The organism is Streptomyces sp. NPDC008317 (assembly GCF_042955955.1).
Taxonomy (GTDB): Bacteria; Actinomycetota; Actinomycetes; order Streptomycetales; family Streptomycetaceae; genus Actinacidiphila.
In genome coordinates, this window is the sequence record NZ_JBIBFQ010000001.1 from 894741 (window position 1) to 917658 (window position 22918).

The window sequence follows — 22918 nt, forward strand, 5'->3', positions numbered from 1 at the left end:
CACGCCCACCGTCGGACCCGCCCCAACCTCTCGGGAGGGCCTTCGCCCCGAGGCGAAGACCCTCGCGGTCGGTCAGAAGGCGCCGCTGTCCAAGCCCCACCAACTGGCGTTGTACCGCTCGGCGGCGCGCAGACCGCCCGTGCCCAGCCCTCGGTATTGGACCAGCCAGTCGCCGCTCGTCGCGAGAAGGTCGGCACGACCATCAGCCGACCAGTCGCCGACAGCGATGAGAGAACTCATCGCGTTCCAGCCGCCGGAGCCGATCAGCACACGCGACCCGACAGACCCGGTCCTGCCGGGGTAGAGCCACAACTTGCCGGTGGACGCCTCACGGGCGATCAGGTCGGGGCGGCCGTCACCGTTCATGTCACCGGCACCGACCAGGGCGTTCACGCTGTTCCAGCCGCCGGTGCCGATGAGCTTGCGCGTGCCGAGCCCGCCGGCGCTGGTGCCGGGGTAGAGCCACAACTTGCCGGTGGCCTTCTCCACGGCGACAAGGTCGGCCCGGCCGTCCCCGGAGAGATCACCGAAGGCGGTGATCTTGGTCATGCTGTTCCAGCCGCCGGTGCCGATCAGTTTGCGCGTGCCGAGCCCGCCGGTGCCGGTGCCGGGGTAGAGCCACAGCTTGCCGGTGGACGCCTCACGGGCGATCACGTCCTCGCGCCCGTCCCGGCTGAAGTCACCGTGCCGGGTCAGGGCGTTCATGCTGTTCCAGCCACCGGAGCCGACCAGGCGCCCAGTGTCGTCACCAGGCAGAAACCACAGGCGTCCGACGGGATCACGGACCAGGAGGTCCGACTTCCGGTCGGCATTCATGTCTCCGAATCCGGACAGCTTCGGCGCCGTCGCCGCGTCCCAGTACGGATAGGCGGGGCCCTCGCACTCCCGCAGCGTGCGGACGAGCTTCAACGAGCTGATGTAGGGGCGCATGCCCGTGGGGTAGCTCTGTCGGGGCGCCCAGAATCCGTAGCCGTGCGCGACCCCGTAGTTCGGGTCGTCGAACGTGCAGGCGATCAGGGCCGAGCGGTTGATGACCAGGGCGAAGCTGTTGTTCCAGGTGCCCAGCGTCGCTTTGCTCGTGTTCGTCTTGAACATCGGCCCTGTGCCCCTGTCGTCCTTCCAGGCACAGAAGTACCCCGAGGGGCAGTCGCCGACCGCCGCTTGTGCGGGCGCGGCGCCCGCCGCCACCAGGCCGAGTGTGGAAAGCCCCAGCGCAACGGCCGCAGAAGCCGCCCGGCGAAGCAGTGTGGTGCGCATTCGTTCCCTCCCCTGTCGCGGCCCGCACAGGTTCTTCCCGGCAAGCCGCGAAGATGACCGTATCCGCGCCCTGCCTCACCGCGCCAAATGATGGAGCCGGTCGCGGTCGAAGGCGGCCGTTGTCGCTGACCGAGGGGGCCGGACGGCTGAGCTTCGGCTCCTACGAGGCTCACGCCGGCGGCAGGTCGGCGTGGCCCAGTTGGCTGTCCCCGCCGTTACCGCTTGCGTCACGGTCGGCGAGGACGGCGACGACGGTGACGCGGAAGTCGCCCCCGGCGCGTTGGCCGCGGTGCGCGCAGTCGTGGCGGGCGTGGCCGATTCCGATCACGGTGTCCCCGTGTACGCGGATGGAGTCGAGCGTCCAGCCGAACGCGTACGTCACGAGGTCGCCGCCGCCGTAGCGATCGAGCCACTGCCCGCGGTCGAGGACGAAGCCGAACGGTCCGACCATCGTGAGGTCATCGGTGACGAGCGCGGCCAGGGCGTCGGCGTCGCCGGTACGTTCGACGTCGGCCCAGCGGTCGGTGAGTTCGGTGAGTTCGGTGAGCGACGCGGCGGGGTCGCCCGTTGCGGTCGTCATGACACTCTCCTTCGTACGAGTACGAGTACGGGTACGGGCGTGGGCGCGGCGTCGACGGGTCGGTGACGGACGCCGTCAGAGCCAGTACGTGCCGTGACGGCGCATGAACTCGTCGCGCTCCGCGTCGCCCAGCGGGTCCTCGGCCAGGGTGGCCAGCCGCTCGAAGTACTCCTCGCGCGGAGCGCCCGGTGAGAACAGCAGCAGCATCGAGGCGGCCTCGCCGGAGTCGTTGCGGAAGCCGTGGACGCCGCCGGGCGGGATTAGGATCTCTAAGCGTTGGATATCAAACGATTAGGTCAGCAAGGATCCGTTGTAGACTCGCGGCCATGCCAGCGCCGCAGGGCCCGCCGTTCGGGACGCATCTCACCCGGGTGGCGAAGGTCGTCTCAGGACAGTTCGACGCGGCGCTCACCGCTGCCGGTGGGTCGCTGCCGGTGTGGCTGATCCTGATGTCGCTGGAGACGACACGGTTCGGCAACCAGCGCGGTCTCGCCGCCGCCATCGGCATCCACGGCGCGACCCTGACCCACCACCTCAACGCGATGGAACGCGACGGCCTCCTCACCCGTCGACGTGCCGACGACAACCGCCGCGTCCACGTCGTCGAACTCACCGAGACCGGCCACGCGCTCTTCCTCCAACTCCGCGACGCCGCCGTCGACTTCGACCGCCGCCTCCGACTCGGCTTCACCCCCGCCGAACTCGCCGCCGTCTCCGCGGCCCTCGACCGCCTCGCCTCGAACGTCACCGACTGACCACCCGCCGCGCGGTTCCGTGCCCCCGCCGCCATGACGGGCCGACGCCGTATTGCCCGGTGAGAGAGCAATGGCGGAGGACACGAGATCCGAACTCGTGGAGTGCTGCCCCCGCACGCTTTCCCACGGGCCACTGCGTCGTTCACGAGGAAGCACGGGAGTTCCGACCTGCGGCGGGTGCTGGGTGGAGCGACGGCCGAGCAGACGTTACCTGCTGAGCGGACGGCCGCCCGCGACAACGGCGAACGGGGCATCGGGGTCCGACGAGGGCGCGTCGCCCGCGAGTGCGTGGCCGATCCGTAAGCCCCTACCCGAGATCCGGTACGGCGCTGGCGTGGGCGGCCAGGACGCGCCAGGTGCCGTCAACGTGGATCCAGGTGCGGGTGTAGCGAAGGCGCGCCTTGAACGGATGTCCGCCGGCGGTGCCTTCAAGCCCGGCCAGTACGCGGGTGATCCCGGTGGAGTCCACCACGGTCACGTCCAGGTCCTGCTGCTCGAAGACCTCGACGGCCAGGGCCCCGGACCTGTGCGCCCCCAGGTCCTCCTCCTTCGTCACGGTGCTGCCGTCCGGCCCCGTGTAGACGACACGGTCGTCCAGGAGCACGTCCAATGCCCGCGCATCACCTGATCGAACAGCGGCCTGCAACCTCTGCTCGGCATCGTGAAGAGCGGCTTCCAGAGCCACCTGATCCATCCCCATCCCCATCCTCCTCGCCCTGCCGACCTGCGAATCCTCCGCCGATCGCGACGGTACCCACCTCGCCGGATCCACCGGTCACAGCATCGAGGGGCTGGCGGAGACTGCTGGAACGGTCACCGCCGCCGTACGAGATCCGCCCCAGCCTGATCCCGGTCGATTCGCGTCGTGGCCGGCGAGCCTTCTGGAGGATATGGGTTTCGAACCGGTGAGGGGTTGCCTTCAACACGCTCTCCGACGTTCTGCTTTGGTGTGCGCCGGGGCGTGGATGGTCTGAGCTGGGCCGGGGTGGTGGCTCCAGGGCTTGCTGGACGCTCGTGGACGGGGGCGACCGCCCCCGACCTGCAACCTTCGGGGGTGCGGGCGCTGGCCCTGTCAAGCCGGTGTGTCGGGTGATGGGCTGGGTTCAGCAATCTGGGTCTGGGGGAGGTGTGGGTCTCATCCCTGCTGCTTCTGCCGGCTGCGCTCGTGGCTTGGCCGTCTGTAAGTTGGTGCGGCCAGCGCGGGCAGGTTCGCGTAGCCGGGCCCCTCGTGGTGGCCGTAGGCTGGGCGACTGCGTGTCGGCCCGGGGCGGCAATACGTGTTTTGCGGCTTTCTCTGAAGTTGGTTCTGTGCGGCCTGCGTCCACGCAATGACTGCAGGTCAGGCAGCCTGTTCCCCGCGCGAGCGGGGATGGACCCGCGGTGTCGGCGGTGCGCGCGTCGCGGACGGTCTGTTCCCCGCGCGAGCGGGGATGGACCCCGGAACCGGCCGCCGCACCGCAGCGGGACGTGCTGTTCCCCGCGCGAGCGGGGATGGACCCCGATCTGGAGTTTCCGCCAGGCAAAGGCGACGCTGCTCCCGCGCTCGCGGGAATGGGCCCGCCACCTCCCTGCACAGCGCGGTGATCAAATACCGCTCCCCGCGCCCGCGGGGATGAGCAGCCGGATCTCCGGCGTGCCGTTGACCAGCGTCAACTCCTCGTTGTGCGCGGTGGAGCCCTGCATCGGCACGAAGCCGCAGATCTTCGCGGACTCGCTCTCCAGGTGGTCGCCGACGCGGGTGAAGGCAATGGAACGGGTCAGGCCGCGCATCCGCAGCGGCACCACCAGGCGGCCGTCGGGCTTGAGTTGGTCGATCCACGTCGGCGGGACGTCCCAGGCGTCGACGGTCACCATCAGGACGTCGACCTTCCCCAGGCCGGGAGAGGGCTGGGCGGCGTCGGCCGTGACGACGGTGACCCGGCTGTAGCCGTGCGCGTCCAGCGGCAGGCGGGCCCGGTCGGTCACGACGGGTTCGATGTCCACCGTGGTGACCTGGCCGTCGGCACCGCCGCGTACGGCTCGTACGCCTTCCTCACGCTCACCTCGGGGGTGAACGTGTGCCGGGAGACGGCGCGCATCACGGCCTCGACCTCGGGAGTGGTGATCCACCCCTCCGCACAGAGGGTGTCCGTGACGAAGCCGGACCCCGGCTCCGCGCGATGCTCCACACGCGAGAGGCATGGGCATTGGCCGCGCTGGGCAGGACGGCCGCGTTCAACCTCGCTACGGAGCAAGCTCGGCACGTGCTTGCAGCCGCCGGTCTCGACGAGCCGTACTGGATCGGCTACTTCGATCAAGCGGAACTCGCCGGTGTCACCGGCGGTCGCTTGCTGGAACTCGCCCGGCGCGACCCTCGGCTCCACACCGGGCATGCCGAGGAACAGAGCCGCACCGCGCTCACCCGTCGGGGTCCGGAGGCCGGGAGATCGCACGCGTTGGACCGACTTGGTCTGGCCGAGGCCTATTTCCACTCCGGCGACCTCACGGCGGCCGTTGCGGAGACCCACGCAGCCTGCGACGTCGCGGAGGGCGTCCACTCCGGGCGCGTGCGAGAGGGCATGGCGGAGCTGTACGTCTACACGGGGGGTCACGGAACTTCGGCACCCGTACGGGAGGCGCGCGCTAGGCTCCGCGAGCAACTCGCCGACTGACAAGGAACGCTGTGACCATCCTCGCCGTGACCGGCCACATGGACCTCACCGATGCTTCTGTCCCCCTGGTTCGAGCAGCCCTCGGCGAGTTGATGCGTGACGTGGCGGACGGTGAACTGGTCGGCGTCTCCTGTATCGCCGCCGGGGCGGACTCCTTGTTCGCCGAAGCCGTCCTCGACGCCGGCGGAAGCCTCGTCGCCGTGATCCCTTCCCGCGACTACCGCGAGACGAAGGTCAAGGATGCGCACGCCGCCCAATTCGACCGGCTTTTGGCTGCCGCCACCGAGGCGGTGGTGATGGATCACGCCACCGCCGGTCGCGACGCGTACGAAGCCGCCAACAGCGAATTGCTGCGCCGGGCCGACCGTCTTGTCGCCGTCTGGAACGGCATGCCGCCCGGCACCGAAGGCGGCGGCACCGCCGACGTCGTCGAAGAGGCCCGCGCCCTCGGCATTCCCGTCACCGTCATCTGGCCGACGGGAGCGGCACGGCGTATCGCGTGACCTCAACGCGTCCCTACTGTCGCTCCCAGCACGCGAGTTGCGAGTGGCGGGGCTACTCGGTTCGCCACCAGCCGTGTCCCGTGTGCCAGTCGGTCGCCCAGGTCAGGACGTCGCCTGCTTGCTGATCCTGAGGTGCATCGGCGTAGGGCGCGGCGCATCCGTCTCTGAGCCACCAGACCTGGCCGCGTTGCGGCCCGGCCACCACCAGGGTCCAGTACGCCCCTGGTCTGCCTTTGCCCAGCAGCGCCGAGCCGTGCAGGTAGGTCTCGTGGAGCAGCGGCGAGTGGAGGGTGTCGTCGGAGTAGTCGTACTCCTACTGCCACTCCTTGGCGAGGGGGAAGGCGATGCCGGGCACCCGTGCGGCGGCGCCGTCGAACGACTCGGGGCTCATCCAGCAGTCCGCCTCCCAGACGAACCAGCTGCCACCGGTCTCAGACGACCAGCCTGCGGGGCACTTACCCCCACCCGGCGCACCGTCAACCGAGCCCTCGCCCAGGCACGTACCCCCGTCGAACGCGGCATCGCACGGCTAAAGTCCCCTTCCGCTATAAAGCTCAGCGTTACCTCAACGCTGTTAAGCCCGCAGATCCGCGGGTGGTGAAATGTGATTGTCCCAAGGCGCCTTGGGAGAAATCCCGCGGATCCAGCAGATTCGCGTGAGGCAACGACTCTGAGCCCAGGGAGGAATTCAGTGGAAGGTTCTAGCGCAGTCGAACGGACCGAGGGGTCGGCTCCCAGACCTCGAACGCGGCGCGCGCCACGTGGGCGGTGGGGAGCAGCGGCGGTAAGCGTGTTCGCCGCAATCGCCTTCATCCTGGCCCTTTCGGCGCCCGCGCAGGCCAATGTGATCAACAAAATGCCGCAGAACGCAGACGGCACGGAGCAGGCATTCTCTCCCGCCTATGACTACGACGGGGACGGCTGCTACGCGACAGCGGCGATCAGCTCTGACGGATACGTCAATCCGGGACTGAAGCCGGGCGGCGCCACAAATGGGCACTGCCACGACTACGGTCAACTCGACCAGTCCAACACCTATTCGCGCAAGTGGTGCAACCACGGATGGTGCGCGATCATGTACGCCAGCTACTTCGAGAAGGACCAGGTCTCGGCATGCGTTTCCGGCGCCTGCGCTGGCCACCGTCATGACTTCGAGCACGTCATCGTCTGGGTCCAGAACAACCAGATCCAGTACGTCTCGGTCTCGCAGCACAAGGGCTGGGAGACCCACGACCGCAGTCAGGTTCGCTTCGACCCCGGCGGTCACCCGAAAGTCGTCTACCACAAGGACGGCGGCTCAACGCACTGCTTCCGATTCGCCAACAGCGGTGACGACGCGGTCGAGAACGTCACGGGCAACTGGTTCTTCCCGCGCCTGGTCGGCTGGAACGGCTATCCCAGCGTCGCTTTCCGGAACAAGTTCATCTATCACACGAGTTTCGGCAGCGCCACGATCAAGCTCGGTACCGGCACATTCGGCGACCAGCTCAACCAGGCCAGGGGAAACCGGTACATCCCCCTCGACCTCCAGGGCGCATGACGCCTGCCGCCCACGCGGAAGCGCCCCGTTAACCACGGTGCGCTCCAGAGTGGTCACCCCGGCCAGCCCTGACTACCACGACGCCCCCGCCGACGCGGGGGCGTCGTGCGTGTCGGTCCGTTGTCGAACCCGCTGGCGGCGCGGATACCGGAACCGCCGCTCCCACTTGGGCAACAGCGGCTCGATCCGCTCCCACGGCGCATCCGATACGACTCACGGCGAGGCTCCCCCGACCAGCCCAACGCCGAACTCGGAGGCCGGACTTAGGCAGCCGCAGAGGTGGCGCATATGTGCGGTCAGCCATACGAGGTGACCTATCCTGCCAGACCACGGGACAGGGCGGGACATCGGAGCGCGGGGGATAGGCATGGGCGGACAAGACGTCGTTCTGCGGAATCGGTATCGGTTAGTGCGGTACGTCGGTTCGGGGGCGATGGGTGAGGTGTGGCGCGCACGGGATCTTGTGCTGGGACGCGAGGTCGCCGTCAAACTTCTTCACTCAGGCCTAATGAACAGTCCCCGGTTCTCCGAGCGTTTCCGGGACGAGGCGCGCATTCTGGCGAGCCTGAAGCATCACGGCGTCGTGACCGTCCACGACTTCGGCGAGAGCGACGACCCGCGTGCCGCCTTCCTCGTGATGGACCTGCTCGACGGGCGTCCCCTGAGCGAACTCACGGACTTGGCCGAGCCGCTGGGCGTCGTCCGCACGCTGACGATCGTCGTGCAGGTCCTCGACGCCCTTCGGGCAGTGCACGAGCGCGGGATCACGCACCGGGACCTGAAGCCGGCGAACCTGATGCTCGGTGACGGTGACAAGGTGATTGTCACCGACTTCGGCGTGGCCCGGGCGGTGGGAGCGGCCCGGCTGACCTCCCACGGCATGGTCATGGGCACCCCTCAGTACAGCGCCCCGGAACAGGCCGGGCCGGGCGAGGTCACGGCGTCAGCCGACTTGTACGCGGTCGGGGTCATCGCGTACGAGTGTCTGTGCGGTCAGCCGCCCTTCTACGCGGAGGACCCGGAGTCCTACGTCGCCCTGCACGCCTCGGCCCCGGTACCGGACATGCCCGAGGGGATCCCGGACGCCGTGCGGAAGCTGGTGCTGCGCGCGCTGTCCAAGGCTCCGGAGGACCGGTTCGCCGACGCGGCGGAGATGGCGGACGCCGTTCAGGCCGCTCTGGTCGGCCTCGGCGCCGATGGCGTATCGCGGTGGCGAAAGGGGGATGGCACTGCGGACCGGGCCTCCCGCACCGCGCCCGGTCGCCTCGCCGCCGTACTGCGGAACAGGGCCCAGGCCGGCCGGGGCGGCACGTCGGTGCCCAAACAGCGCCCCTGGCCCACCCCGTCGGTGTCCTTGGGCGCGGAGCCGGGTCGCCGCAGCGTGCGCGCGATTGTGCTCACGGCGGCCGCGGTGGTGCTCTGCGTCGGCGTGGCGGCAGTCCTGACGACGCCCCAGCACCACCGAGCGCGTCCGAGTGCGTCCGGCCCGCCCTCGCTCCCCGCTTCTGCGAACTCGGCCCCCACGGCCGGGGGCCCGCTGTCCACCGCGCCCCATCCGTCCCGTTCGCCGCGCCCGACGCACCACGGCGCGGCGGGCGGCCCCGCCGTCGGACCCGGTACGGAGGCCACGGGCGGCCCTCCCACGGGGGGCCCTGCCACGACCGACCCCGCCACGACCGGCCCCACCACGCCGTCGACGGTGCCCACCCGGGCCCCGACCACTCCGGCGGGCGGCCCGTATTCCATCACCGCTTCTGTCACCTGCGACTCGGGAAAGCCGGTGGACGACGGCCTCTACGTGCAGGCGGACACGGGGAGGGGGGAGGCCACCAAGGTCGTCTCGGGCGGTGTGACGACGTGGCGGCGCACGCTTCCCAAGAGCGAGTACTACACGATGCACATCGGCTGCGGCACCGACGCGAACCGTGAATGGGAACCCCTGATGTCGGACGGGACGCGAGGTCTGCACACCGAATGGGTGACCGGCACCTACCACGCCTTCGCCTGTCACGACGTCCAAGGGGCCGCGGGATACGGCAAGTGCGAGGAGCGTCCCGGGGCGTAGCCCGGCATGGGGGCATCTCCAGCGAGGCCGGGACGCCGACGGGCGTCACGGCGCCGGTGCGGACCGACGGGCCGGGGCTGCGGTGCGAGGCGGACGGCGTGCGGAGCAGGTCCAGCGGCAGGTGACGCGCGGACGCTCGCACACGGGGCTCGTCCACCGACGCAGGGCGCTCCCGAACCGGTGCTCCGTCTCTCGGTCGTCGGGGGTGAGCGCCGAGAGGTGCTCGCCGATCCGGTCGGCCCCCTTCGGCCATCGCCCCCTGACGTTCTTTTGGAGCCGGAGGAGGGACTGGAGGATCTCGATCCGGTCATCGGTGTTGCGGAAGGCGAGCATCCCGTGGATTCCCGCCGCGCGGTCGAGGTCCCGCAGAGCGGGGCCGTACCGGTCAAGGTGGGTCAGCGTCCCGCATCGGGCCACCAGGATGTCGGCGAAGCTGGTGCGGTAGGTGTCGGGGAACCGTGCGGCGAGGTCCTCGCGGAGCCGGACGGCTCTGTCGAACGCCTCCAGAGCCTCCTCGGATCTCGACAGTGCGGTCAGGCACCGCCCCTGAATACTGAGCATCTTCGCCAGGCTGGCCCGGGTGTCGGGGAGGACGTCGCGGAACTGCTCCTGGATGCCGATTGCGCTGCCGATCGAGGCAAGGGCCTCCGGGTGCCGTTTGAGCCCGTGGAGGTACGCTGCCCGGTTGCGGAGGGCGGACGCCAACTCTGCCTGCCCGTCAGGGCTAGAGTCGGCCAGCTTCCTGTGGATCGCGATAGCGTGATCGATGACACGGAGTGCTTTCCCCCGTCGGCGCACGCAGTTCAACAGCGTCGCGCGGGTCCTGAGCACCGAGGCGTACAGGGACCTCTCCTCATCTGTGGCCCTGGCCCGCGTCAGTCGTTCGAGCCTTTTCTCGGCCCGGTCGGCGTACGCGAGACCGTCACAATACCGACCCGCGTCGAACAGCCTGAACGCGACCTCGCTCTCAGCCCGTGCCAGGTCCGCGAGACGTGTGCGGCGCTGAAGCGAACGGATCGAGCCGTGGCGACTGTACGACCGGCGGCGGTCGGACACCTGGCGGAGCGCCGCGGACAGGGCCAGTTCGGCGAGCATTTGCGTGCTCTGGGGAATTGCCTCAAGAAGAGCCGTCACGGCCCGGGCGTCGGTGAAGGATTCCATCCGCACCTCCCGGAGGGCCTCGGACAGGACGCGGCTCGTCCGGGAACGGAGCGCCACCTGGACAGCCGGTCGGGCGAGCCGCTCCGCGTGCTCGGCGATCAGCTCCCGGACAGGGCCTTCGAGGAGCGGAGTCTCGTCGGCCAGCGGGCCGAGGATTCCCAGGGCGCGCCCTGCCTGCCGGTCGCTGACGGCGGGAAGGACTCTGGACAGCAGGGCGCGCCCGTCGAGCTCCTCGGTGAGCGCCTTTTTCAACCAGTGTTCCGCGAGGCTGTCCGGTTGCAGGCTGCCCCAGTACTCCTGCCCTCCGGAGGACGGGTACAGGTCGCTGATCGTGGCGGCGAGGCGGCGGCGATCGGCTGTGGCGGCGGGGCTCGGTCCGGTGTCCTCCAAGGCGGCAAGGGTGCGTTCGGCCTCGTCCCTGTCTGCGGCCCCCACCAGGAGGGCGGCGGTCAGCGCGGTCACGGGCGGCTCGTGACCGAGACCCCGGGACTCGGCCATAGACGCCCAGTAACGAGTCTCGTGGGCCAGGATGACGTCCATGGGCGCTTTCCCGCCAGTGGTTCTCCCGTCGACCGACGCCGCTTCAAGCACGGCGGCCAGCGCGGCGTTGTAGAGCGTCAGCGGATGACCGTCACGCAGCACATCCGGGGAGGGGGCGTCGAGCGGCAGGGGATCGAGGTCGGTGTGTGCGTAGCCCTCGACGCTCCGCAGTGCCGCCGCGAAGCACTTCACGGCCTCGGCGTAGGTCTCGGCGCGGTCCGCTTCCGCGAGCGGGCCCAGTTCGAGGGGCGGGTGCGAGAGGACCTGGTATTTGTCCTCTTGCTGAAGTTTCTGCCACCATTCCCCGTCGCTGCGAGCCAGCATGAGGACACGGACCTGGCTCAGCGGTGTGTCGAGGGCGAGGGTGTTGATCAGCGCCCGCATCGCGGTGACGTTCTTCTCGGCGTAGTCCACGACCAGCAATACCTTGGAGGTGGTGCGGGCGACTGCCTCCGCGACGTCACGCGACCCTGCCTCAGCGGGTGCGGCGCTGGCGGCCGCGTGCTCCGGGGTGCGGAGACGGCCGACGGTCCAGCCCTCGCTCAGAAGTTCCGCCGCCAGCTCGCGGGCCAGCCGGGTTTTCCCCTGGCCGCCTTTCCCGATCACCAGGCGTCCCGAGAGGGCTCCGTCGGCCGCGCACCACTCCCTCAGCTCGACGAGTTCCGCGCGCGACCGGAAAGGCACCGTCTCGTATTCCGGTCGGAGCAGGCAGGCCGGGGTCCTCGGGCGGATGTCGAGGTGCCAGGGGGCGAGGTATCCCTGGAGCTCGGCGGATTCCAGCATGAGGGGGCGCCCGGTCGCCTCCTCCACGAGCGCGCGGAATTCCGCACTGCGGGCCATGACGTACACCGGCAGCACACTCAGCCGTCTGCTTCCGAAGTTCTTCCGATCCTCGATGACGATGCCGCACACCAGGCGGCCGCAGGTCACCGCGGCCCCTGACATGCCGGCCCATCCCGAGCCGCCGGACGGGTCCCGGTCCGGGGCGATGACCAAACCCAACTGATATCGCTCCGCGCGTTGCCCGGCGAGGGGGCCGATGGACCCCTCGACCTGATCGGAATCAACGCCGCTGTCGGGATGACGGCGCACACTCGCGGGCAGCCCAACCGCGCTGACACGTACGGGTGAACTCCCGCTCAGCACACCCCACCTCAGCTCGGCGGTGACATCGGGCGGCCGCCAAGCGCTGTCGGCGGATTCCACGACCCGCAGCACAGCGGCGTCAAGGTCGCCGTCCCCCAGCCAGGCGACGGCGGCGCGGACGAGGCCGGGGCGGTTCAGGAAACGCACCGCGACGGTTTCCAAATGCCGCTCCTCGTCCAGCAGTACGTGCCGGGCAGTGAGGATCAGGTTTCCCCCGATCCACGTCCCGGTCCCGATCCGCACCTCGCCGCGCCGCAGGGGCTCCGCGAAGACCTCCACCACGCGACTTGTTCCACTGCTTTTCATGGCGTCCCTTCCGTCGGCTCGGCCTAGAACTCCGGGATCGCGGGGAGGGTGCCGTTCACCAGGATGTCGTGGCCGCGATCGTCCAGCGGGGAGAGCGTCAGCTTCAGGCGGTGCGTCACGGTCGAGGTCCGGTCCACCTTCCCGCTGAGCACGTAGACCTTGGCCCCGGCCCCGCCCGACCGGACCACGGACACGTCGAATTCGAGTTCCACCGGCCCGACCCTGAACCGCAGGTCCTGCCCCGCGCCCTCAGCCATCGCCGCCTGGAGTTCGGCGCGCACCCCGAGCACCGCCGCCGCGAGGCCCACGCTCGCGTCAGTGTCCACGAATGTGCTCCCAGGCAGGGAAGCCATGTCCATGGAGCGGTGCGGCCACACCGCGGGGGAGGGCCGGAGCCGCATCGAACTTCGAGATGTTCGAGTCGTTGCAGGCGCACAGTGACGCGACTCCCAGCAGGAAGATCGCGCAGCCCAGAGCGCCCCTGCGCCTGGTGTTCCCCGGTCCGCGGCTTTTCTTCTTGTTCATGTCCTCGGCAGCTCTCTCTTCGGCGAGGGGGCCCGATCAGTGCGTGTCCCCCCGTGGTTTCCTGCGGTGCCGGCCGCGCCGGAACCGGCCACTTCGAGCAGCCCCCGACGTGGCAGTGTTGCGTTCCCAGCTCACCACGACATGACCGCGGGGCACCTCCCGCGTTGAGCTGACGATGAGCTTCGGCGTGGTGTTGACTGACCGTCATGAAGGTGTTGCTCACAGGTCCCGTCCGTCGGCACAGGGAGATGGTGATCCTCCTGCAGCCGATGGGGTTCGCCCTTCTCACGGTGCCGCGGATCGACCAGCTGGCGCTGGCGGGCCACTGGCCGGACGTCGTTCTGCTGGAGTGCGACACGATCAACAATCCGGTTCTGGGAAAGTGCGGACGGCTGCGTGCCGCCTGCGGCGCCCCGATCGTCGCCATCACCCGGCACGCCGACACGGATGCCTGGAAAGCCGGGCGCGAGGCGGGGATCGACGAATTCCTCGTGGAGCCGTTCAGCCTGGATGAACTGGTCGCACGGCTGCGCATCGCGGGACACCCGGCCCCGGCCGTCACGACGGGAAACAGCAGCTCCCACATCGCCTACGGACCGCTCCGGATCTCCCAGGAGTCCAGGAGGGTGACCGTGCGCGGGACCGAAGTGGAACTGCGGCCGATAGAATACGAGTTGCTCGTGACGCTGGCCCGTCGGGCTGGCCAGGTGCTGAGCCGGGACCATCTCGTCAACTGCCTGTCACGCAACGGTGCGAAGGACCCGGAACGGGCGCTCGAAGTGCATATCCACGAACTGCGGTCGAAACTGGCCGTCCCCGGCCTCATCGCGACGGTGCGCAACGTCGGATACCGCCTCATCACTCAGGAGAGTTACCGGCGCCTGGAGGGGAACTGAACACGGTCGGTGTCCCACAGGGAGTGGCCGCAGAGCCACGGCCGCCGAGATCGCCGGACTGGTGGCGATCATCCAGCACCACCCCGGTGACCAGCGCGACCCGCTCGGCCACTCGCGTCCGCTGCGGACCACCAAGGCGCGCTTCGTTCTGTGGCCGACGCCCGCCTGATCGCGGAGCGCATCGACGGGAGTCAGGCCGCCGACACGTGGTTCGGCCACCCGCTCCAGAAACACCACGTCCACTTCTCGCAGGCGTTCACCCTCATGGGGCGTAGGCGCGAGGCCTACGCCGAGCAGGAGGCGGCGCTGGATCTCACCGCATCGCCGCCCGTGATGACACGGGCGATGCTGGGATAGGGACGCCGCCACCTGCCTGAACGCGGACGGCGACCCGATGGGGGCAGCCGACAAGGCCATTGATATCTGGGGACGGCTGCCGCCAGCGTAAGGCGACCGGCTCGTCCGCTCGCGTGCTGAAGCCCTGTACCAGTCACTCCCGGGCGCTGCCCACGCCAGGCTCGGAGAGACGCTGGCGAGCTGACGTCGGCGCGGACTGCGCGCCAACACGCCGGATACGTCGTGGGCCCGCTGCGGACAGCGGGGCCCCACGAGTCGTGCCCGGTGAGGCACTAGCGGAGGATACGAGATTCGAACTCGTGAGGGGTTGCCCCAACACGCTTTCCAACGGGCCACGAGGCCATGGACGACGGGGCGCAGAGATTCTGACCTGCGGCGGAGCAGGCATCTGGGCGGCTTTTGGACGCCCTTGGGCACAGCTGAACAAGACCGGAACTGAGACCGGCGATCCGCTCGTTCTTGCTGGTGGGAGGATGCCTCCGGCTCGACACCCGCAGGCGGCGCGTGACGTGACCACGGTCGCCGACGGCGCCGAACCTCCGGGCGCCCACGTGAGCAACGTCGAGGAAACAGCGGCTCCGGTCGGCCGCGCCGATATCGCCGAAGATCCCTCGGCCATGTGCCCGGCCGAACCGTAGGTCTTCACCCGAGATACGTGATGGCGGTGGCGTGGGCGGCCGGGGCGCGCCAGCTGCCGTCGGCGTGTGTCCAGGTGCGCGTGTATCGAAGGCGCGCCTCGAACGGTGTCCTGCGACGGTGCTTTCGAGTCGGGTCAGTACGCGGGTGACGCCGGTGGAGTCCGCTACGGTGACGTCTGGTTGCTGCTGGTCGAAGACCTCGACAGCTAGTGTTCGGGACCCGAGCGCACACACGTCTTCCTCTTTCGTCATGGTGCTGCCGCTGGGCACCGGCGTTGGTTCCAGGGCTTGTTGGATGCTCATGGCCGGGGTGACCGTCCCCGGACTGCAATCCTCGGGGATGCGGGGCGCTGGCTCTGTCGAGTCGAGTTGTCGGCCGGCGGGGACTGGGTTCAGCAAGGCTGGGTCTGGGTGAAACGTGCACCTCGTGGTGCTCCTACTGGCCGTGGCTGTGGGCTGACCGTATGGAAGTGGGTGCGGATCAGGATGGGCAGCTTCGTGTAGCCGGGGCCCGTCTCGGTGGCCGTAGGCTGTTTGGCTGGGCGATTGCATGTCGACCCGAGAGTAAAAATGCGGTTTGCGCGGCTTCCTCTGAAGTTGGTTCTGTGCGGCTCACATCGATGCAATGACTGCAGGTCAGTCAGACTGCTCCCCGCGCGAGCGGGGATGAACCCGGGCCGTAGACCGCATGGAATTGGACCGTCTGCTGCTCCCCGCGCGAGCGGGGATGAACCCGACCACCAGCGCCGTCGTCGCCGTACACCAGCCTGCTCCCCGCGCGAGCGGGGATGAACCCAGCTCGCTCGCCGAGACGTGAACCTTGCCGTTCTGCTCCCCGCGCGAGCGGGGATGAACCAGCGGGGTCCGCGTCGGCGAGCACGTCGAACCACTGCTCCCCGCGCGAGCGGGGATGGACCCTGCGCCCAGACCAGGTTCGACGTGCCGACGACCTGCTCCCCGCGCTCACGGGGATGACCGGTCAGTAGCTGTGTCTGCCCTCCAGTTCACTCGCCCCAGAGCCGGATGGCCATGACGGTTCCATCGGCGCGGACGGACACCGCGTTCCACTGCTTCGATGTGCTGTGGTCCGGCCACTGCCCGCGCAAGTCGTGTACCTCGCGTCGGTATTCGTTGACGCGCCCATGGTGGAGGTGCAGGTACAGGCTCCTCCGGAGGCCGGAGAACGCCTCTGCTCGGGTGCCGTTGAGGCGATAGATGTGATCGGTGCCGACGAAGTCGATGCCGTGGATGGTGTGCTCTGCGTCGCGCAGCCTGGCCGTGTTGGCGTAGGCGTCGTGCTGGAAGTGGCGTTTCCCTTGTTCCTTGGTCAGATACTGGACAGTGGGCTTGCCGCCTCCAGTGAAGGCCATGAGAGCGGCTGCTTCCGTCAGTGCCAGCACGGAGCTGAACCAGGCGAAGGAGTCGCGCATTATCTGGAATCCGGGGACGGTCGTCTCCCCGTGACCCGCGGGCCGTACGGTGTCGGCCGCGCGGTTCTCCTGTTCCAGGTAGAGGTCGAGATCGGGCGCCGATGGCTTCCCGGGCGGGCGGAGAGCGGTGGCGCCCGGCACCTCCAAAACGTGCACGGCGAGGCTTTCCTTTGTGGGGATCTCGGTGCCGATGAGCAGGTACGGGACTGTGCCGTACGGTCCGATGTGCACGGACTCCACGTGGGCGCTGGCCGTGCTGAGCTGCTTGTGCACCTGACGAACGCTGCTGTGTCTGCCCTTGGATGCGAGCAGGAGGACGTGGGACGGCTGCCCCGGTTGCCAGGCTTCGACGAAGAAGTGGGGCCGTCGCTGTAGCGCCTCCGGGCGGCCGTCGGTACCGGAACTGCGCAGAGTCCAGCCGGCCTTGAGGGCGACATCCGCCGGGATCACAGAGACCGAGTGGTCGGGGTACCGGGACCTGACGATGTTCTCGGCCAGCAGCGAAGCGAAGCCGGTGCCGATTTCCCCGGATTGCGTGGCCTTGTAGAAGCGCAGGAGATCGCGTCCCTCGGACGATAGCTGCAGGTAACGGCCCCGGTTGGCTTCCATGGCCTGGCTGTAGCGGAGGCTGCCCCAGTGCTCGGCGAGCCCTCGCCCCGCGCCCTGGCGGGCCGCGGCGGCACCGAGGCCGATGGCGTGGATGACCTGCCACGGCGTGAGTGCCAACGATTGCGGAGCTGTCCGAACGGCTCGGTAGTCGGTGCGGCGGCGCAGCGGACCCCGCCCGTCCTCCAACCGTTTCTTGTCCTCCTCCGCTGCTGCCTTGCTGACCTGGTCGGCGAGTTCGGCGGATGAGCGGACCTGGACATGGGAGGTGGTGCTCAGCTCTTCGAGGATCTCGGCGATGGCTTTGGACTCGTCCTCGTTCACCGACAGCCCTTCCGTTGATGTCATATGACGTGAGCCGGAGGGCGGTAGGAGGAGGCGGGGGAGCGCAAGCAAGTGCGCATAGGTCGGCGCAGGTTGGTATTCGGCCAGACTGTGGCTCTGTCAGTGACCGCCGGGCGGGGACCGCTAACTGCCGTGCAACCACATCGCAACAGCGGCGAGGTCCGTGTCGGTGAGGCCGTGGCGGTGGTCGACGCGGTGGAGAAGGGTTCGTGCGGGGTGGTGCGCCTGCGCCCACGTGCGGTCGGCGTCGGAGATCTCGTCGTCGAGCCAGGCGAAGGGGCGCTCGGCAGCCCAGTCGAGAAGAGTGCGCGTTTTCCAGTGCAGCCCGGACGGATTGCGTTCCTCTGAGGGTTCCGGCCAGGTGACCACGGGGAGTTGCGCCAGCCCCAGGAGCGGCGCGAGGCACTCGTTGGCCTCGGCTTCCCACGTGGTCGCCCACACCAGATTGCAGGGCAGCGCCAGCAACTTGCGCCCGAGAGCCGGATCGACCCTGGCAAGCAGCGGATTCGCACCGGCTTCCTGCGGCACGTACGTCGGATATCCGTCCGGGTACTCCTCCCGTGTCGCCCCGAAGGGAATGAGTGGTCCGTCGACATCGAGAAAGAGGAGGGGCCGGGGCGGGGGAGCGATCACACCCGCACCGTACGGGCAGACAGGTTGTCCCGGAAGCGGATCGCCGACTGTGCCACATGGTGTGCGCGCCGTTGGTGTGATGCACCCGCCAGGTGCCTCGCTTGCCGTCCGTATTCTGTTTGCTGGACGACTAGGTGTCGGCCCATGGAATGTTCTTTTTGCGGCTTTCTTTGAAGTTGATTCTGCACGGCCGACATCCACGGAACGACCGCAGGTCAAGCAGACTGCTCCCCGCGCCCGCGGGGATGGACCCGGCCGCCCCCGGTCCTCCTCCCGTGCCCTCAGCTGCTCCCCGCGCCCGCGGGGATGGACCTTCCACAGCAGGGTGAGCGTGTGGGAGCCCGATCTGCTCCCCGCGCCCGCGGGGATGGACCCAGGCAGCCCCTCAGGGACGACAGCTCTCCTAACTGCTCCCCGCGCCCGCGGGGATGGACCCGGCCCGTTATCCGGTCCATGTTCTTGGCGATACTGCTCCCCGCGCCCGCGGGGATGGACCCTACACCGCGCTCGTTGCCGAACCCGCGGGATCCTGCTCCCCGCGCCCGCGGGGATGGACCCCAGGGGATCGGCCAGCGTCTCGCGGTGCCCGACTGCTCCCCGCGCCCGCGGGGATGGACCATATCAACGGGGGCCGACGCTCTGACCCCGGCCAGGGTGAGGGTCAACTTACGTGTTCACCAAACCGCTGGGCGGCCCGCTGAGTCCGAACACGGATTACCACGACTGGAAACGGCCCTTGGTGGGAGCCGGGCACGTCGGCGAGCACGCGGGCGCGGTACCTGCATGTGCCGGACGCAACGCTCAAGGACGTGGCGCGGAAGATCGCCGGTGCCATCTGGGGCCACCCGGGAATGCCCGCTGCGGGCAAAAACCAGGACAACGGGGGCTGGGAAGACACCGCTGGCCCCCACCGCGAACGGTGGGGGCCATCGGCATATTGCCCGGTGAGAGCAATGGCGGAGGATACGAGATTCGAACTCGTGAGGGGTTGCCCCCAACACGCTTTCCAACGGGTCATGAGGACGTACGCGGCGGGGCGCGGAGATTCTGACCTGCGGCGAAGCAGGCATCTGGGCGGCCTGCGGACGCCTTTGGGCGCGGCTGAACGAGACCGGAACTGAGACCGGCTAACCGCTCGTTCTTGCTGGTGCGAGTGGTTCCGGCTCGGACAGCTGCGGGGATTTTTTCTCGCGCACTGCGGAGCGTGGCGGGACCACGGTCGCTGACGGCGCCGACCCGCCAGGCAATTGCGTGAGCAACGTCGAGGCAACAGCGGCTACGGCTGGCCGCGCCGGAATCGCCGAAGATGCCTCGGCCGTGTGCCTTGCCGAACCGCGAGTCTTCAGCCGAGATCCGGGACGGCGCTGGCGTGGGCGGCAAGGCCCCGCCAATTGCCGTCAGCGTGTATCCAGGTGCGCCTGTAGCGAAAGCGCGCTGTGAACTGATTCCTCCGGCGGTGCCTTCGAGCCCAGCCAGCACGCGGGTGATGCCCGTGGAGTCCACCACAGTGACGTGCAGTTCCTGCGGCTCGAAAATCTCGACGGTCAGGGTTGCGCGGGGAGCGCGGGTGGTCCGAGCTGGGCAGGCGTGGTGGCTCCAGGGCCGGCTGGACGCTCGTGGGCGGGGATAAGCGTCCCGGGGATGCCGACCAGGGTTGGCAACTTCGCATTGCTGGCGCCCGTCTCGGTAGCCGTAGGCTGTTTGCTGGGCGATTGCATGTCGATCCGAGGGCAGGAATGCGGTTTTTGCGGCTTTCTCTGAAGTTGGTTCCGTACGGCCTGCGTCCCCGCAATGACTGCAGGTCAATGAGACTGCTCCCCGCGCGAGCGGGGATGGACCCAACTGTTCGTCGGCCGCCCGTGGCTGCTCAGCACTGCTCCCCGCGCGAGCGGGGATGGACCCTTCGCGGCCTCGTTGTCGACGGTGTACGACGGCTGCTCCCCGCGCGAGCGGGGATGGACCCGCCTTCACCCCGCGCCTCTACCGTGTGATCAGCTGCTCCCCGCGCGAGCGGGGATGGACCCGCCTTCACCCCGCGCCTCTACCGTGTGATCAGCTGCTCCCCGCGCGAGCGGGGATGGACCCGCGGGGATCGTCCATTTCGATGTGCGGCAGGGGCTGCTCCCCGCGCGAGCGGGGATGGACCCCATGCAGGGAACGTGTTCCCACGCTGCTCACGCTGCTCCCCGCGCGAGCGGGGATGGACCCGTCGCACTCGGCCACAGAGCATAGCCAGGGGGCTGCTCCCCGCGCGAGCGGGGATGGACCCTGTCGAGCACGTCGACCAGGGGGATACGTCCGCTGCTCCCCGCGCGAGCGGGGATGGACCCACCGGCTCCGGCTTGCCCGTGTGATTGAAAACCTGCTCCCCGCGCGAGCGGGGATGGACCCACCCTGCACGGCTTCGTGCCGCGGCTCCAGCTCTGCTCCCCGCGCGAGCGGGGATGGACCCGACGACAAGGCCAAGGCCGACGCCACGTTCTGCTGCTCCCCGCGCGAGCGGGGATGGACCCAGCTCGCGCAGGATCTCCGCCAGCGTCTCCGGCTGCTCCCCGCGCGAGCGGGGATGGACCTTCCACAGCAGGGTGAGCGTGTGGGAGCCCGATCTGCTCCCCGCGCGAGCGGGGATGGACCCGCCTGGCTCTGCACGCCGGTGGTGTGCAGGATCTGCTCCCCGCGCGAGCGGGGATGGACCCGTCGCCGGGGTCAAGCTCCCGCGCACCTCGGACTGCTCCCCGCGCGAGCGGGGATGGACCCGTCATCGCGTTCACTCAGGCGTCCACCGGACACTGCTCCCCGCGCGAGCGGGGATGGACCCCAGTGAGCGTGATCCACGTCGTCACCGCATACCTGCTCCCCGCGCGAGCGGGGATGGACCCGCTCACCGGCGCACGGCGCGCCACCCGGGACGCTGCTCCCCGCGCGAGCGGGGATGGACCCAGCCCTGGCCAGCTACCTCGCTGACCAGGGCCCTGCTCCCCGCGCGAGCGGGGATGGACCCTACTGGCTGGGCGGGAAGGACCACTATCCGGTCTGCTCCCCGCGCGAGCGGGGATGGACCCGTGTCGAGCATGGAGACCAACATCTCCGGCTGCTGCTCCCCGCGTGAGCGGGGATGGACCCGCGACGGTGACGGCGATCAGGGCGAGCGTCCACTGCTCCCCGCGCGAGCGGGGATGGACCCCGTACGCGTTCACCGTCGTGATCTCCTTCGGGCTGCTCCCCGCGCGATCGGGGATGGACCCTCGCCCCCGACGGGTCCGGTTTCCGCGAGACCCTGCTCCCCGCGCGAGCGGGGATGGACCCTCACCGACGGTACCCCCGTCACCTGCGCCGCGCTGCTCCCCGCGCGAGCGGGGATGGACCCTTGGTCGACGGGTGGGCGGGGAAGCTCGATTACTGCTCCCCGCGCGAGCGGGGATGGACCCTCGACATCGTCGGGCATCAGCCGGATCGAGATCTGCTCCCCGCGCGAGCGGGGATGGACCCGGGTCGTCGTCGGCCGGCTGGGTGTTGTTCGTCTGCTCCCCGCGCGAGCGGGGATGGACCCTCGGGCACCCTTGAGGCCCAGAGAATCACCCCCTGCTCCCCGCGCGAGCGGGGATGGACCCGCGGTCTTGTACTCCGGCGGGAGGCTGTTGAGCTGCTCCCCGCGCGAGCGGGGATGGACCCACGATGTCACCGCGGCGGATGCCGGACCCGGCCTGCTCCCCGCGCGAGCGGGGATGGACCCAGGCCGGTCTCGGCGCCGAGGGCCTTGAGCGACTGCTCCCCGCGCGAGCGGGGATGGACCCGCCGCCGTGATGCCCTGCAACTGCCGCTGAAGCTGCTCCCCGCGCGAGCGGGGATGGACCCGACTACGCTGCGGCAGCACTCAAGGAGTCTCGCTGCTCCCCGCGCGAGCGGGGATGGACCCGGTCAACGCAACGTCAGAAGAGGGCCCCCTGCCTGCTCCCCGCGCGAGCGGGGATGGACCCACGCATTTCACCGCGAGGTGACCGAGGAAGCTCTGCTCCCCGCGCGAGCGGGGATGGACCCAACCCACTTCACCGGACCAGCCTGCTGAAGACCTGCTCCCCGCGCGAGCGGGGATGGACCCCTCACGCACATCCGCCAGTCCCTGTGGCAGGTCTGCTCCCCGCGCGAGCGGGGATGGACCCGCAGCAAGCACCGCGGCGACCGACACGCGGTCCCTGCTCCCCGCGCGAGCGGGGATGGACCCGAGACGCTGCTGTCGGGCATCGGCACGCTGACCTGCTCCCCGCGCGAGCGGGGATGGACCCGGGTCCGTGCTCGTGGTCGGCAGACCAGCGGCACTGCTCCCCGCGCGAGCGGGGATGGACCCGCGACGCCGACCGCCTCAAGAAGTCCAGCGAACTGCTCCCCGCGCGAGCGGGGATGGACCCGCGACGCCGACCGCCTCAAGAAGTCCAGCGAACTGCTCCCCGCGCGAGCGGGGATGGACCCGCGCGAGCCGACAGCCACATCTCGTCGCGCTTCTGCTCCCCGCGCGAGCGGGGATGGACCCGCGGTGATTTGCCAGCCCGCGCCGGGGTGCCTCTGCTCCCCGCGCGAGCGGGGATGGACCCGTACGGGACTTGCGGGAGGCGATCCGGAGACTCTGCTCCCCGCGCGAGCGGGGATGGACCCGCCACCGACATTCGCGGAAACGCGGTGTCGCACTGCTCCCCGCGCGAGCGGGGATGGACCCATGCCGCGCGTCGTGCTGTGGTTCTCGGTGTGCTGCTCCCCGCGCGAGCGGAGATGGACCCGTGATGTCCGTGCGGTGCTGGGAGGCCAAGGGCTGCTCCCCGCGCGAGCGGGGATGGACCCGTCGTCAGTGATTGGGAGAACGCCAAGCGGCGCTGCTCCCCCCGCCTGCGGGGATGGACCCGACCTGGGTTTTCCCCTTCGGCCGGCGACCTCTGCTCCCCGCGCCTGCGGGAATCGCCTGGGCAGCGAGGACGGCGTCCCTCGATCTGCA

General features: G+C 69.5%; 18 protein-coding genes, 2 pseudogenes and 3 CRISPR repeat arrays. Of the genes and pseudogenes, 10 read left to right on the forward strand and 10 right to left on the reverse strand.

Annotated features, from left to right (window positions below; genetic code table 11):
• Positions 1-72 precede the first annotated feature (72 nt).
• The 3 genes from ACFY9V_RS03735 to ACFY9V_RS03745 all read right to left on the reverse strand — a co-directional run bounded on the left by ACFY9V_RS03735 (position 73) and on the right by ACFY9V_RS03745 (position 2044).
• Positions 73-1257 carry an FG-GAP-like repeat-containing protein gene (locus tag ACFY9V_RS03735; RefSeq protein WP_391159160.1) on the reverse strand — a complete coding sequence of 395 codons (1185 nt, stop codon included), beginning with the start codon at positions 1255-1257 and terminating at the stop codon, positions 73-75.
• Between the two features lie 169 nt (positions 1258-1426).
• On the reverse strand, positions 1427-1837 hold the full coding sequence (locus ACFY9V_RS03740) for a DUF4440 domain-containing protein (protein WP_391159163.1): 411 nt from the start codon (positions 1835-1837) through the stop codon (positions 1427-1429).
• Between the two features lie 75 nt (positions 1838-1912).
• Entirely contained in the window at positions 1913-2044 is a 132-nt protein-coding gene (locus tag ACFY9V_RS03745) for a hypothetical protein (protein WP_391159165.1), read from the reverse strand.
• Between the two features lie 119 nt (positions 2045-2163).
• Between ACFY9V_RS03745 and ACFY9V_RS03750 the strand changes: the two genes are divergently transcribed.
• Positions 2164-2592, forward strand: coding sequence for a MarR family transcriptional regulator (locus tag ACFY9V_RS03750; protein WP_391159167.1), 429 nt, complete (start codon positions 2164-2166; stop codon positions 2590-2592).
• A gap of 307 nt (positions 2593-2899) precedes the next feature.
• Here ACFY9V_RS03750 and ACFY9V_RS03755 read toward each other — a convergent pair whose 3' ends face one another.
• The 3 genes from ACFY9V_RS03755 to ACFY9V_RS03765 all read right to left on the reverse strand — a co-directional run bounded on the left by ACFY9V_RS03755 (position 2900) and on the right by ACFY9V_RS03765 (position 4760).
• The gene (locus tag ACFY9V_RS03755; RefSeq protein WP_391159170.1) at positions 2900-3298 is read right to left on the reverse strand and encodes a DUF4440 domain-containing protein; all 399 of its coding nucleotides are present in this window, start codon (positions 3296-3298) and stop codon (positions 2900-2902) included.
• A gap of 878 nt (positions 3299-4176) precedes the next feature.
• Positions 4177-4575: a hypothetical protein gene (locus tag ACFY9V_RS03760; RefSeq protein ID WP_391159172.1), complete on the reverse strand. Its 399-nt coding sequence runs from the start codon at positions 4573-4575 to the stop codon at positions 4177-4179.
• Positions 4554-4760, reverse strand: coding sequence for a hypothetical protein (locus ACFY9V_RS03765; protein ID WP_391159174.1), 207 nt, complete (start codon positions 4758-4760; stop codon positions 4554-4556). The genes ACFY9V_RS03760 and ACFY9V_RS03765 overlap by 22 nt, the downstream gene beginning before the upstream one ends.
• Before the next feature lie 75 nt (positions 4761-4835).
• On the opposite strand from ACFY9V_RS03765, the gene ACFY9V_RS03770 reads away from it, so the two are divergent.
• The 5 genes and pseudogenes from ACFY9V_RS03770 to ACFY9V_RS03790 all read left to right on the forward strand — a co-directional run bounded on the left by ACFY9V_RS03770 (position 4836) and on the right by ACFY9V_RS03790 (position 9351).
• Positions 4836-5243, forward strand: coding sequence for a hypothetical protein (locus ACFY9V_RS03770; protein ID WP_355335891.1), 408 nt, complete (start codon positions 4836-4838; stop codon positions 5241-5243).
• Between the two features lie 11 nt (positions 5244-5254).
• Entirely contained in the window at positions 5255-5746 is a 492-nt protein-coding gene (locus ACFY9V_RS03775; RefSeq protein ID WP_391159176.1) for a hypothetical protein, read from the forward strand.
• A 424-nt stretch (positions 5747-6170) separates the two neighbouring features.
• A pseudogene (locus ACFY9V_RS03780) lies at positions 6171-6284 on the forward strand (IS5/IS1182 family transposase); the annotation flags it as partial.
• Between the two features lie 252 nt (positions 6285-6536).
• The gene (locus ACFY9V_RS03785; protein WP_391042437.1) at positions 6537-7286 is read left to right on the forward strand and encodes an NPP1 family protein; all 750 of its coding nucleotides are present in this window, start codon (positions 6537-6539) and stop codon (positions 7284-7286) included.
• Between the two features lie 367 nt (positions 7287-7653).
• Positions 7654-9351 carry a protein kinase gene (locus ACFY9V_RS03790; RefSeq protein WP_391159179.1) on the forward strand — a complete coding sequence of 566 codons (1698 nt, stop codon included), beginning with the start codon at positions 7654-7656 and terminating at the stop codon, positions 9349-9351.
• 45 nt (positions 9352-9396) lie between these two features.
• Here the strand turns inward: ACFY9V_RS03790 and ACFY9V_RS03795 are convergent, their stop codons facing one another.
• Complete coding sequence (locus ACFY9V_RS03795) at positions 9397-12258, reverse strand: hypothetical protein (protein ID WP_391159182.1); 2862 nt, start codon at positions 12256-12258, stop codon at positions 9397-9399.
• A gap of 269 nt (positions 12259-12527) precedes the next feature.
• Positions 12528-12830, reverse strand: a complete 303-nt coding sequence (locus ACFY9V_RS03800; protein ID WP_355335899.1) for a trypco2 family protein — start codon at positions 12828-12830, stop codon at positions 12528-12530.
• Between the two features lie 447 nt (positions 12831-13277).
• On the opposite strand from ACFY9V_RS03800, the gene ACFY9V_RS03805 reads away from it, so the two are divergent.
• The 3 genes from ACFY9V_RS03805 to ACFY9V_RS03815 all read left to right on the forward strand — a co-directional run bounded on the left by ACFY9V_RS03805 (position 13278) and on the right by ACFY9V_RS03815 (position 14920).
• Positions 13278-13925 (forward strand): winged helix-turn-helix domain-containing protein, encoded by a 648-nt coding sequence (locus ACFY9V_RS03805; protein ID WP_391159184.1) that lies wholly within the window; start codon positions 13278-13280, stop codon positions 13923-13925.
• A gap of 150 nt (positions 13926-14075) precedes the next feature.
• On the forward strand, positions 14076-14282 hold the full coding sequence (locus ACFY9V_RS03810; protein WP_391042443.1) for a hypothetical protein: 207 nt from the start codon (positions 14076-14078) through the stop codon (positions 14280-14282).
• A gap of 473 nt (positions 14283-14755) precedes the next feature.
• Positions 14756-14920 (forward strand): hypothetical protein, encoded by a 165-nt coding sequence (locus ACFY9V_RS03815; protein ID WP_391159187.1) that lies wholly within the window; start codon positions 14756-14758, stop codon positions 14918-14920.
• Positions 14921-15565: 645 nt separating this feature from the next.
• A CRISPR array of direct repeats spans positions 15566-15898; the repeat unit is 28 nt; unit sequence CTGCTCCCCGCGCGAGCGGGGATGAACC.
• Positions 15899-15924: 26 nt separating this feature from the next.
• On the opposite strand, the gene ACFY9V_RS03820 is transcribed toward ACFY9V_RS03815, so the two are convergent.
• Both ACFY9V_RS03820 and ACFY9V_RS03825 read right to left on the reverse strand, forming a co-directional pair.
• A complete protein-coding gene (locus ACFY9V_RS03820) occupies positions 15925-17280 on the reverse strand; it encodes a hypothetical protein (RefSeq protein ID WP_391159189.1) in 1356 nt (451 codons plus the stop codon).
• A gap of 144 nt (positions 17281-17424) precedes the next feature.
• Positions 17425-17934 carry an HAD domain-containing protein gene (locus ACFY9V_RS03825; RefSeq protein ID WP_391159192.1) on the reverse strand — a complete coding sequence of 170 codons (510 nt, stop codon included), beginning with the start codon at positions 17932-17934 and terminating at the stop codon, positions 17425-17427.
• 224 nt (positions 17935-18158) lie between these two features.
• Positions 18159-18552: direct repeats of the CRISPR family, unit length 28 nt; unit sequence CTGCTCCCCGCGCCCGCGGGGATGGACC.
• Between the two features lie 43 nt (positions 18553-18595).
• Here ACFY9V_RS03825 and ACFY9V_RS03830 point away from each other — a divergent pair.
• Positions 18596-18815 (forward strand): annotated as a pseudogene (locus tag ACFY9V_RS03830) (site-specific integrase); the annotation flags it as partial.
• 928 nt (positions 18816-19743) lie between these two features.
• A CRISPR array of direct repeats spans positions 19744-22888; the repeat unit is 29 nt; unit sequence CTGCTCCCCGCGCGAGCGGGGATGGACCC.
• Positions 22889-22918: the final 30 nt, after the last annotated feature.